Origin of the sequence: Clostridium sp. MF28 (assembly GCF_002969175.1) — a bacterium.
GTDB classification, from domain to species: Bacteria; Bacillota; Clostridia; order Clostridiales; family Clostridiaceae; genus Clostridium; species Clostridium beijerinckii.
The window spans coordinates 1,210,402-1,222,436 of record NZ_CP014331.1; the positions used below are offsets into that span (position 1 = coordinate 1,210,402).

At 28.0% G+C, this 12,035-nt stretch carries 15 protein-coding genes and 2 pseudogenes; 1 reads left to right on the forward strand and 16 read right to left on the reverse strand.

Annotation, left to right across the window (positions count from 1 at the left end; genetic code table 11):
- Positions 1-271: 271 nt before the first annotated feature.
- From AXY43_RS05240 to AXY43_RS05265, 7 genes and pseudogenes are all read right to left on the reverse strand, one after another.
- Positions 272-1,015 (reverse strand): YwqG family protein, encoded by a 744-nt coding sequence (locus AXY43_RS05240; RefSeq protein ID WP_023974437.1) that lies wholly within the window; start codon positions 1,013-1,015, stop codon positions 272-274.
- Positions 1,008-1,196 carry a hypothetical protein gene (locus AXY43_RS05245; protein WP_242986122.1) on the reverse strand — a complete coding sequence of 63 codons (189 nt, stop codon included), beginning with the start codon at positions 1,194-1,196 and terminating at the stop codon, positions 1,008-1,010. Before AXY43_RS05245 ends, AXY43_RS05240 begins: the two co-directional genes overlap by 8 nt.
- A gap of 119 nt (positions 1,197-1,315) precedes the next feature.
- Positions 1,316-1,878 (reverse strand): annotated as a pseudogene (locus AXY43_RS05250) (nitroreductase family protein).
- Positions 1,879-2,008: 130 nt separating this feature from the next.
- Positions 2,009-2,119, reverse strand: a pseudogene (locus tag AXY43_RS28725) (flavodoxin domain-containing protein); the annotation flags it as partial.
- A gap of 26 nt (positions 2,120-2,145) precedes the next feature.
- Positions 2,146-2,295 (reverse strand): hypothetical protein, encoded by a 150-nt coding sequence (locus AXY43_RS05255; RefSeq protein ID WP_023974440.1) that lies wholly within the window; start codon positions 2,293-2,295, stop codon positions 2,146-2,148.
- 529 nt (positions 2,296-2,824) lie between these two features.
- The gene (locus tag AXY43_RS05260; RefSeq protein WP_039769194.1) at positions 2,825-3,877 is read right to left on the reverse strand and encodes a galactose ABC transporter substrate-binding protein; all 1,053 of its coding nucleotides are present in this window, start codon (positions 3,875-3,877) and stop codon (positions 2,825-2,827) included.
- A 336-nt stretch (positions 3,878-4,213) separates the two neighbouring features.
- A complete protein-coding gene (locus AXY43_RS05265) occupies positions 4,214-5,095 on the reverse strand; it encodes a LysR family transcriptional regulator (protein ID WP_039769192.1) in 882 nt (293 codons plus the stop codon).
- 132 nt (positions 5,096-5,227) lie between these two features.
- On the opposite strand from AXY43_RS05265, the gene AXY43_RS05270 reads away from it, so the two are divergent.
- Positions 5,228-5,845, forward strand: coding sequence for a histidine phosphatase family protein (locus tag AXY43_RS05270; protein ID WP_039769190.1), 618 nt, complete (start codon positions 5,228-5,230; stop codon positions 5,843-5,845).
- Positions 5,846-5,934: 89 nt separating this feature from the next.
- On the opposite strand, the gene AXY43_RS05275 is transcribed toward AXY43_RS05270, so the two are convergent.
- From AXY43_RS05275 to AXY43_RS05315, 9 genes are all read right to left on the reverse strand, one after another.
- Positions 5,935-6,144 (reverse strand): hypothetical protein, encoded by a 210-nt coding sequence (locus AXY43_RS05275; RefSeq protein ID WP_017210934.1) that lies wholly within the window; start codon positions 6,142-6,144, stop codon positions 5,935-5,937.
- A gap of 433 nt (positions 6,145-6,577) precedes the next feature.
- Positions 6,578-6,970 (reverse strand): bacteriohemerythrin, encoded by a 393-nt coding sequence (locus AXY43_RS05280; protein WP_039769188.1) that lies wholly within the window; start codon positions 6,968-6,970, stop codon positions 6,578-6,580.
- Between the two features lie 100 nt (positions 6,971-7,070).
- Positions 7,071-7,568 (reverse strand): GNAT family N-acetyltransferase, encoded by a 498-nt coding sequence (locus tag AXY43_RS05285; RefSeq protein WP_039769186.1) that lies wholly within the window; start codon positions 7,566-7,568, stop codon positions 7,071-7,073.
- A gap of 79 nt (positions 7,569-7,647) precedes the next feature.
- Positions 7,648-8,151: a YbhB/YbcL family Raf kinase inhibitor-like protein gene (locus tag AXY43_RS05290; protein ID WP_039769184.1), complete on the reverse strand. Its 504-nt coding sequence runs from the start codon at positions 8,149-8,151 to the stop codon at positions 7,648-7,650.
- An 82-nt stretch (positions 8,152-8,233) separates the two neighbouring features.
- A complete protein-coding gene (locus AXY43_RS05295) occupies positions 8,234-8,599 on the reverse strand; it encodes a winged helix-turn-helix transcriptional regulator (RefSeq protein ID WP_023974446.1) in 366 nt (121 codons plus the stop codon).
- A gap of 31 nt (positions 8,600-8,630) precedes the next feature.
- The gene (locus AXY43_RS05300; RefSeq protein WP_039769181.1) at positions 8,631-9,389 is read right to left on the reverse strand and encodes a peptidase MA family metallohydrolase; all 759 of its coding nucleotides are present in this window, start codon (positions 9,387-9,389) and stop codon (positions 8,631-8,633) included.
- 208 nt (positions 9,390-9,597) lie between these two features.
- Complete coding sequence (locus AXY43_RS05305) at positions 9,598-10,134, reverse strand: GNAT family N-acetyltransferase (RefSeq protein ID WP_077869119.1); 537 nt, start codon at positions 10,132-10,134, stop codon at positions 9,598-9,600.
- Positions 10,135-10,149: 15 nt separating this feature from the next.
- The gene (locus AXY43_RS05310) at positions 10,150-10,866 is read right to left on the reverse strand and encodes a hypothetical protein (protein ID WP_039769179.1); all 717 of its coding nucleotides are present in this window, start codon (positions 10,864-10,866) and stop codon (positions 10,150-10,152) included.
- Positions 10,867-10,880: 14 nt separating this feature from the next.
- Entirely contained in the window at positions 10,881-11,711 is an 831-nt protein-coding gene (locus AXY43_RS05315) for an ATP-binding cassette domain-containing protein (protein WP_039769177.1), read from the reverse strand.
- Between the last annotated feature and the right edge of the window lie 324 nt (positions 11,712-12,035).

Below are 12,035 nucleotides of genomic sequence, written 5' to 3' on the forward strand. Positions count from 1 at the left end.
AAGCTGAATATTCGTAGTCTTGTCTCCTTCTAACGAAAGAAAATTATCTGTTCCATCAGGACATAGTACATTATTAAATTCATAACCATCACTATTTTTTAGAGTGAATACCCTTCCCTGCTGTGGAAAAATACATTTCTGTTTAAATTTTAAAATACAACTAAATAATATACATTCTCTGTGAAATTTATATGGAATATTATAGATATTGTTGCTGCTGCTTATATCATTAGCTAGTTTGTAAAAACATTATTTATATATCTTTCATAACCTAGCAGCATTGCCAATCATATACTACTTTCGAAAAATCCTTGTCCTTCAAAGCATTCTTAGGAATAGAAAAAACACAATTTCCAGAATCTCCAAACATAATTCCACACTCATCATCTATATCCAACTGCAATAAAAGAAAATCCTCATCACTAAAACCTAGGTAATCATTTTGTACAAAATATGGATAACCTCCAACTCTGCTGTCACAGCTATAGCAATCGTCACTCAGCTTCTCATACTCTTCTTCTGAAAGTTCATTCTTATAAGTCGTTTCAAACAGCTCTAACGAAGAAGACATAGGCATCTCTCTTATTTCAAAATGCATTTTTCCATTATTTAAAAAAGGAAGGCCTTCTTTATATTCTTCACTATTTTCATAAGGATTTTCCTTTATTAATTGCGTTTCATCTTCTTCATATTTTTCTATATACCTTACGACAATAGGGCTTTCTAAGCCAAACATATCATCATTTACAATAAAAAACTGCAATAGTCCTTTCTCTGGTAGATCATTCAAATTTTTAATTTCTGATAGATTTAGCTGTGCTAAAAATATCATAGGTTCTCCATCTTCATCTAATGGGTACTCTTCAATATTTTTAAGATAAGGACATCCTCCTAGTTTACTATCCCATGGTTTTGTTTCTTCACATTTGAAAGTTATCTCGTTACTATACCTAAAAGTTCTTTTTATTATATTTTCACGTGCTTTTAAATTCTCAGGAATTTCGTATTTAATCATTTTCTACCTCCAATATGTTTCTTCCAACCTTTGCTCCATAATTTTCTATGTATTTATGACCTATAAAAGCTGAAATAATAAATAGAATCATTGAAATAACCATAACTGGAAACCTTATTCCGATAGCCGCCAATATATTTTCACCAATACTCTTCTCCCCTAAAAAGGTAAATGAAAACATTATAGAAACTAATTATAATTCAATAGAAACCTTATAAGCTAATTGTAACATATTTGTAAATATTAACTTATTATTTTTTAGATAACCGTAGAATCACTTATTACTTAGCCCCACAAAATTTATATCCATCTTACAACCTCTTCTAATGGCTTTCGTGGCCTTGGATATGGTGATTGATCTGGATATCCAATTGCTACTGCTGCTACAAGTTCATCTTTGCAATTTAACCATGAGCATATTTCTCTGTCACAATAAAATATGTCGCAAATCCAAAGAGTTCCTAATTTAAAATCCTGTGCTGCTAAAAGTAGTGTTTGTATTGCAGCCCCAATTGATTGAGTATCAGTAAGTAATCTATGATGGTTATAATCTTCTTCAAAATTAGAAAAAGTGTTAAATACTAATATTACTGCCGATGCTTCATTAATTGAATTCATACTTAATTTCAAGCTGCCAGTAGATTTATTCTCTTTTTTATTCTGATGTGTGAATTCTCCATAATTCTTACCATCTCATCTTTTGTGCTATCCTGTGCAACAACAAACTTCCATGGTTGACGATTCTTTCCTGACGGTGCTTTAGTTGCTAATTCTAAGATCTTTTCTATTATTTCTTTTGGTACTCCATTATCTTTAAACTTTCGTATACTTCTACGCTCTTCTATTGCTCTTATTACATCCATACTAATCTCCTAAATTTAATACTTTTACTTGAATCATAAATCTACAGTTACTTATATTTATTTACTCTCACGAATTAACATAAGCTATTATTTTCCCTATATTCTTCTTATCTGTAAAATCTATTGGTTTATCATAAATAGCAAGCATTCCTTTTTCATCTGCTGATAGCTCTTCTGCAATCCACTTCGCATATTTTTTTGTAAAGCCTGTTTTAGATTTATAGATTACTACTGTTTTCATTATCCACCTCTATCTAAGCAATTATATTAAATTACAGTTATATAAAGATTATCTTTTTCTTTGTAGACTTCATTAATTTCTTCTATTTTTTTATCAAGACTCGGACAATTTTTAGGTCTCTTATCAAGTTCTCTTTTATTACAAGCATGAATAGAACACAAAGCACGATTATACATTACAAAATTCTTCTCCCATTATAACCCTTTTTGAAATACTATGATTTACTCATGAATTTGCTGCATAATCATATTCCATATTAAATCAATTATAACATAGCTAATAAACATGCTACTATTTAATCACCACGAAATAATTATTATAACGACATTATCATTGCTTATTCAAATATTTCTAATAATATAATAATTATCTTATTCAATATTAAATTAAATCTTTTTATTTTTATTTCTATCTAAAGTAACTATTTTCTCATAATTTTATATAGTATATAATATAGAGAATATTTCTCATATTTAATTTGCAATCTGATCATGGTACCTTCACTACTTTCTGCAGTTAGTTTAAATATAATATATAGCAGTAGTTTTTTATCTACTGCTTTTCTCCAATTATTAAAAACAAAAAATAGATTAAGTATTCCTACCCAATCTACCTTTAATAATTTTTAATATGTTTAATTTATCCACGATTATTATAACTGATTTACCTTAAACTCATACATGTTTTGCATAATACGTATCATTATTACTTACCCAAATATTCCTGATAAGGAAGACGGACTGAGATTCCTGTTTCATCAAATTCGTAATTTGTACCATATAATGGATTTCTGTTATAAACATAGTTCATTCCAACATTGTAAAGAACTTTAGCAACCTCTGATGGGTCTTGAAATACGGAACCAGTCATCATGCCAGTATCAATTAATTCTCTGGCTTCTGGTATTGCCTCAATTCCAACTACCGGTATTGTTGGCGTGTTTTCTCCTTTATTATAACCATATTCTTGTAATGCTTTAATAGCGCCTATAGCCATAGGATCATTATTCGCAAATATTGCTTCAATCCTATTCCCATATTGTAAAAATAATGCTTTAATAACTTCTTTAGCCTCATCTTCATTCCAATTACAGGCTCTTACTGCAAGTTCTTGAGTTTTTATTTTAGAATTATTAACTTTTAGAATAGAATACTCGGTTTCTTTAACTGAATCTAAATTATTTTCCTGCCCCATTAACATAATATATTGCAGTACATTATCTTTATTTTTATCTATAAATGATTTTTTCTCATTCCATAGATTAGAAATAATTCCTCCTTGCAATAATCCAGCTTCTTCTACCCTAGTTCCAACATAACAGCACTTATTATAGGATTTTATGGAGTCAATAGCAGCAGGCTCTCTGCTAAATAAAATTATCGGAATATTTACTCTTTTAACCTTCTCAACAACTTCTTGTGTGCTATGTGTTGTAACTAAATTTACCAAGAATAGATCAACACCTCTTTTTTTAATTAATTCATCTATTCTTGAATTTTGTACTGATTGATCATTTTTGCCATCATAAAAAGTAAATTTTATTTTTCCTTCATTCTCCTTTTGAATTTCTTCTAAGTTTTGACGTATTAATGATATATAAATATCATCAAAGCTATATAATAATACTGCAACATTGATTGGTCTGTCTTTACTGAAAATTTGGCTCGCATTAGCTATTTCTCTAGTACAAGATAACATAATAATTGTTATCATAAATGTAATAATTATATTATGTAATATAACATTGAATCTTTTCATTTTTATCCTCCGTATAATTCTTTATCTGAATAACATATAAATTTAATATATTTATTTGTAGATTTAAATCTCATAATTAAATACATCTTATTTTATATTTCAGTAAAAATATTTATACTAGGCATTTAGTGGGAAGTTTACTTATATTAATTAATATTAGGATACTTATACCACAGCAATAATACATTAAATTTATAATATATATTGACAAAATAATCCTTCATAATGATTCTAAAAATATTGCAAGAATTTTAGCCTTAATTGTGAAATGTGCATCGTGAATTGCAACATATATATAATCTCAACTTTAAATATAGTTTAATTTTTATTAAGCATTTAATTATTAATGGCAGAAATAAACTTCTCAGTTAAATTAGATATCTTTTCATTCTTACGCGTACAAATAACAATTTCATTTTTTAGATCAACATTATCTACATAAATTCTAGTTAACTTTCCCATATCAATAAATTCTTTAGCAGCAATTGATGAACAAAAACTCACACCATATCCAGACGTAGATGCCATAAGAGTTTCATGTAGCCCATTAAATTCAAGAGCTATGTCAGGAACTTTAATGCTGCTAATGTGGCAAAGTGATTCCAAAAGTACTCTAGCATAACTTCCTTTTTCCCGCATTATAAATGGTTCTAACATAATATCATTTATACTAACCTTTTTGTTTGCATATTTATGATTTGGTGAAGCTACAAACCATAAATCATCATCCATTATTTTAATGGTATCAATTCTATCTATATATTTCATTGCTCCACTCCCTAAAACTGCAACATCTACTTTATATGAGATAAGATGGTCAATGGCTTCTTCAGTATTTAATGTATTAATCTCAACATTTATATCTTTATTCTCTTTCTTCAATTTAGCCGCCCACATTGGTATTAGAAAATTTGTTGAAAGATAATTTCCTGCTATTTTTAATGTACCATTTTTGCCTTTTTTATAATTATCTATTAATGATTCCATTCTATTTTCTATTTTAAAAACTGCATCTGCTTCTTTTACCAATTGTTCACCTATTTCACTTAAACAAATGCCTCTGCCCTGTGGTAAGAATAATGTAATATCATTTTCTCTTTCAAACTTTTTAATTTGTGCTGTAATTGCTGGTTGACTGATTTTTAATTGCTCTGCTGCAACTGTTACACTTCCTACTTTAGCTACTATATAAAACAATCTTAATCCATGTAAATTCATATTTTCTCCATTCATATATTTTATTTATGAATATAATAATAACATATATTATACATATAGATTTTGTTTTGATATACTCTTTTTATAAATTATCGCCGGCATTTTTTATAATAAAATATTTAGGAGTGAACTATGGGACAGACTATTTTATATTTAATTAGACATGGACAAACAAAATGGAATCTAGAAAAACGAATGCAAGGCCATAAAGATTCCCCTTTAACTGAATTTGGCATATCTCAAGCTAAAAAATTGCGTGATAGACTTATTAATGAAAAAGTTGATTTAATATACTCTAGTGAAAGTAAACGCGCTTATGATACGGCTAAAATCATCCAACATAATCGAAACATTCCTATAAACGCAAGGAAAGAATTGAAAGAAATCCATATGGGAAAATGGGAGGGCATGAATCAAACAGATATTATTAATAAATATCCCGAAACTTGGGAAAATTTTTGGAATAACCCTTCTGTATATGTTCCAACTGATGAAGGAGAATCTTATGAAGAATTGAAAGCTAGGGTCATACCCTCAATTGAAGAAATTATTAATTTAAATCAAGGCAAAAGTATTGTTATTGTTACACATAGAATTACCTTAAAAGTTATTATGTCACATTTCATGAGTCAAAATATTTGTGATATTTGTGAAAATCCAGATATAGAATCAGCTAGCCTTTCAAAAATACACGTAGAAAATGGAGTGCCAAAAATACTATTATACGGAGATATATCTCACTATAAATAGAAATTATTTATCCTAAAGTACTTTTATTTTAATTAATATAATGAAAGGCAGATTAAACACCTCTGTTTAACCTGCCTTCATCTCTTCTTTTAAATCAAGCTGACTTTTTTCTTAATTATCCCTTCATTTTTAGCTTGAACTAATAACTTATTATGTACCATTCTAGTTTTATTTATATCCACTAGAAAATCTTTATTATCCTCATATATAAGGTCTTTATATTCTGTAGCTTGATCATGTAGAACTTCTAATGCTTGTAATATTGTTAACATTTCAATCTCATTTAATTTTATTTCCATATAAACCACCCCATAAATTTTATTTCAAATTATCTATATGGCTATATTCGTAAATTTATATAATTACTTTTACTTTTTCGTAACAAAAATTACGACAAAAAATCGCATGCGATTTTAGTTAAGTTCCGTATTGTGCTTCGCACTCTTTTCATAGGTGTAGATTTTTTACGCATCTGCCTTTTCGAACGCATGTGAGAAAAATTTGGCAGGCGAATATATTTTCTTTTTTATTCTTTTTCTACATAGAACCTACTTGAATATGCTTTTCTATAAATTTTCTATATATTTTACTTTATCATAAATTTCTGAAGAATAAAAAATACAGCCAACTAGTGGCTGCAAAATTAACTAAGGTATACTAATTAAAACTTTTTTACAAGATTTATTATAATATAGTTTTCTGAACACTAGCTTAACAGCTAAAATATTCTTATTAATTCTCTACTATAAACTTATCTTCATTTAAAATATGCTTATCTATCCAATCTACAACAAATTCTAATATCTTCTTTACTGACTCATCTTGATTTAAATCTATTTCGTGTAAATCAATATTATCAATAGATTTTATAAAATCTTCATGTATTACTTTATGTGATAAGAATTTTTTATATCCTACACTCAACATATATTCCTCTTCAGATTTAAAATGAAATATAGTATACTCTTTTAATTCCCCAAGTATTTCAGTAATTCTATCATACTTATCAAGTATAAAATCATTTGTTAATAATTTATAAGCACGATCCGCAATCTCAAATAATTTTTCATGCTGCTCATCAATGAGTTTTACCCCAACTTCATAATCCGCCTTCCATTTTACCATCAAATCACCTCAAGTAACAAAATTCTCTAATATTTTATCATATTGTGGCAATATATTATATATTTTTAATACTTAATGACTCTGGAAATATAAAGTATAATTAAAAATCGCTTTTGTTCAAGCAGTAATAAACTTTATTATCATTCGCTTTAGCATACTTAAATCCAGACTTTTCAATTGCTCTCTTAGACTGATTATTGTTTACAAAATGAGAACACACAATAGAATCAAGCTCTTCTTCATTAAATCCATAACTAAGAACTTGTCTAAGCGCTTCTGGCATTAAACCTTGCCCCCAATATTTTTGTGATAAAACACATCCTATTTCTTTTGAATTTATATATATTCCTTCTGAATATTTATGTAATTCAATCCATCCAATTACTTTATTAATATTTTTTAATTCAACTGCCCATAATGAATCGGAAGAATCTATGATAAATTGCTTCAAAATCTTTAGGCTCTCTTCTTTGTTGTTCTTCACACTAAAGCCTGCTAAATTTGCAACTTTTTCATTTGACATAAATTCATGTAAATCATCTAAATCAGAATTTTTCCAAGGTCTTAAAATCAATCTATCACTCTCTAATATTGTCATTTCTAATTTATCCTCCAATATTTTGTCTAAATTGCATATTCACTTCAGCAAAGCAATATCACTTATATTTCTATACTTACTAATTCTTATAAATTCCCTTTAGAGTATATCGCTCCAAAATATGTCCATCCATTTCATGATATAATTCATTTAATAAAAATCCTTTTTTTAGATTTAGCAGTTTATCTAAAGCAAAAACATGAAACTCATAAACATGTGCTTTATCTGGTGGTGTCATACCACCATAATAACAAGAAAGTTCTTTTGATTGCTGATTACCCTGCAAGCTAGTCCAGCTATTTGTGCCTTGTATAAAATCCCCTGCTGTCTGGCTCTCATTATCTTTCAATTCACTCCTTGTAATATTGGCTGCAAGCCAATGTATCCAAGCAAAACCTCCTGTTACTGGATAGGCATCTTTATCTTCTAATACTATTGCAAATGAAGCAGTATTTACTGGAGCATTTGCAATTTTTAATGGAAGAGAAAAAGTTGGGACTCCATTCTCATTAAAATGTTCTCCACGACTACCATATTGATCTTGAATAATCCCATTTATAATACCTGCACTTGTTGCTATCATATATTACCCCCAAAGCTATTATTTATAGGCAAATTATAGCAAAGAGCTTTTATAACGTAAATTACTAACTTTTTTGTGGGTATTACTCTGGAATAACCTTTTTTTCAATCAATGTCTTTTCCATACCATGTTCCTTTAAGTAATCAATTCCAATAGATTGCATGATTTTTAGGGCATCTATAATCTTCATTCCCATATCTATTGTTAAAGAGTATTCCACACGAAGAGGATAACCATCAAATGATTTCTTTTCCACAAACCCATAATCAATTAATTCTTTTAATTGCTCTAATAGCATTTTTTGATTAATTCCATCAATATCTCTTTCTAATTTAGCCAATGATGTAGGGGCTAATCGCAATCGCCATAATATAATAGATTTCCATTTTCCTTTAATCATATCGTGTACTAGTTCTAAAGGACACGTATATTCTTCTCTTATTTTCATTGTATCTCCTAAAAATAAATTCTTATTTATACTAACTTTGCAGGTAATTGACTTTTATATAATCAATCCATTTATCTTGAAGCTCCTCTTCTGTCATTCCAAAAATCTCTACAATACTATTGGGTTGCTTTATTAAATTGCGTAACTTTTCATATCCAAATAGTTTAATTATTGATTCTACTATGGTATATGAGTATTGATATCCATTACGTGCAAAAAAGGTTTCAAAATCCGCTCCTGTATCTAGTTCTTTAAATGTAGGAATAATATTATTTTCTAATCCATTTTTGACAGTTTTTATTATCCAGTTTTCATTATTGTCTTTTGCTTCATAACACGCTATTCCTTCATTTAGCCATCTAGGTGTATTATCATTTATCTTATTTACTATCATGTGTACAAATTCGTGAACCGCTGTATTTAATACGTTATAAAAATCAGAACCTGGTGGTGGATTTAAAGGTGATGCTATTACAATTTTACCCACCCCAATTCCGCCTCTCACCCAGTCAGGCGCATTTGGAAATCCTAATGCCATATGAAGTTCATTATGGTCTGGGTGTATTTCTATAGTTAATTTTTCGTTAAGCTGCTTATTTAAGTTATTAGTAATCCTATTATAGTTATCTTCAAGGACATTATACACTTTATCTATGCATTTCTTATCAAATTGAGTATAACAAATTATGAAATTTTGAGTTTCTTTTCTTAAATTCAGTTTATAATCTTTCTCTCTATTAACATTTTTAATTCCTAGACTATCTAAGTATTCCTCTACTTTTCCTGCCATTTTAATTTTACTCCTTTAATGATATTTTTACATATAAACACAGCTCCTTATGTAGCAATCATATTTATTCAATAATAATACAACTTCTCTATATATTAATTTTAAATTTTCAATAATATTATAGAATTGCATATTTGTTTCATACCCCTTCTAATTATCTTTCTATACAAAGTTAAAATAATTAATTACAATAAGAATCATCAAAACTTTAACGATATTTGCGATAGTAGAAGTAACTATCGCTCTCCATATTAGGTTGTTTGTGACCAATTGGAGTTCTTTTCTCAAACAATTTAAATTGCGCTTTTTCTGCCACTTTACATGACGCGATATTTTCACAATCGATAGTAAGAATCATATATGGAATGTCTGATACGCTTATGCACCATTCATACAATGCTCTTAGTGCTTCTGTTGCATATCCATTTCCAGCATGATCTTCATCTATAAAATATGCCATTTCAACTTCATTTAGTGTATCTTCTAATCCCATTCCAACCATGCCAATTAACTCATCTGTTTCCTTTAATGTCACAGCATATCTTTTATTTTCATAAATATCCTTTGAATCCTTTTGTGTCTTAAGCCAATCAATATAGCCTGAAAGCCTTCCTTTAACAGTGCTATTTTCAGACCAGTCTTTCATAAACCTTATTACATCTTTTTGCCATATGATTTTCATTAAATTTTCTTTATCTTTATGTTGAAAATCACGAATAATTAATCTCTCTGTATTTATTAGCATATTTTTCACCTCATCTTAAAATAATACTTTTTTCATTCTCTTTATTAATATAAAACTCTCTATAAAAATATAAATTATCATAATAATTAATGGCATAATTAAATTAGCTATATTAAAATGCATAAGATCTAAATATGCTGTTGAAACTTCATTTATAGGAGGAAAAATCCACATCACATATTTTGAATATGGAACCTCATTAATTACTGGTCCTTTAATTATGCTCATTAATACAATAAAGATTGCACCTAGTATTGCCATTTTTCTATTTGATATTATTCTTGGTTGTAATAACATACCAATTAATGCTCCTATTATTGATAAAAACATGTGGATAATAAATGAAACAACTATATCGCTGAATGTAACAGGATATTTAAAAACATTACAAATTAAATTATAAATAATAGGAAGTCCAACAGATAATATAGAAAAAAATACTCCTACTACACCCATAAAAATAATTTTAGATACCCAATAGCGTGTATGGCTCTTTAATTTTAATATTAAAACTTCTTCCGCAATTAATTCTATATTGCTGCAATAAGTAAAACCAATCCATGTCATTAAGGCAAAGAGAAAGGCTGCTGAAGATACCATGCTGCCTACAATATCAAGTAATCTTATGGAATAAGCCATTACCATATATATTATAAAAATAAAAAAAGGCATTATATATTTGTGAGACTTCATGTACATTTTAAAATTATATTTTAATACTGATATTAACATAAGTTACGTTCCCTTTACCTTTCAAAATACTTTAAAGTGTAACCACTATTAATCATTTCTGTTAAAACCCTATTGCTTTCGCTTATTTTTGTTTTGAATTCTATATAATCTTCATTTTCATGATACTCGTAGATCCCATTAATATTTGGAGTTACAAAGGATTTATCTGCTTCTTTTCTGTAAAAAGTCATTGAAGCATATTTCTCAGAGCTAATATCTGCCCTTTTAATTTCGAATATTTTAGAATCTTTAACCTGTAATATTCTACTAGATAATTGATCTATTAAAAATACTTCGTGACATGACATTATTACTGTAACGCCGTCTTTTATAAGCTCTCTTACCATTCTAATAAACGTTTTTTGTGAATCACTGTCTTGTCCAGATAATGGCTCATCTAATAACAAAATATCTGGTTTTGACAAAAGTGCCTGAACTACCGAAATCTTCTGCAGAGTTCCTTTAGATAAGTTTTTCATAGAAGTGTTTATCATATTTTCTAAGTTAAACTCCTTATATAAGTAATTAGTTTTCTTCACAAAATCATCTTTTGATATTCCTTCTATCTCTCCTATTAACTTAATATATTCACCTGCTTTTATGTTAAGCTGTGAAAAATTTTCCGGAATATAATTAAATTTAAGATTTTTATCTCTAATAACCTCTCCAGAAGTTATTCTTGTAAGACCGCACAAAATCTTTATTAATGTGCTTTTTCCCATACCATTATGCCCTGTTAAAGCAATACTTTCGCCTTTCATTATATCTAAACTTACATCATCAAAAATCAATCTATCATCATATTTTTTCACTAAATTTTTTATTCTTATTATTGGTATATTCATACTATTCCCCCGTTTATCATAATAAGCATGACCATCCTCGTATTATACCACTTTTTACATAATAATAAAAATAATTACAAACACTACGAGTTTAATATACTCTTTAAAGCTTAATGCATAATAGTTATATCGAACCATTTATTAAATATTCCATGTTACATAAATTATAAAATAGTAGCTCCACTAATTGGCTCTACTATTTTATAACTTGTCTTATTTCTTGTAATCTGTATTTCAAACGTATTTTAATGCTAAATTATTAAATTCTATTTTTAATTTTGAATTGTTAAGCTTAGCTGCGATTGGAGAAAATATATCTTATAT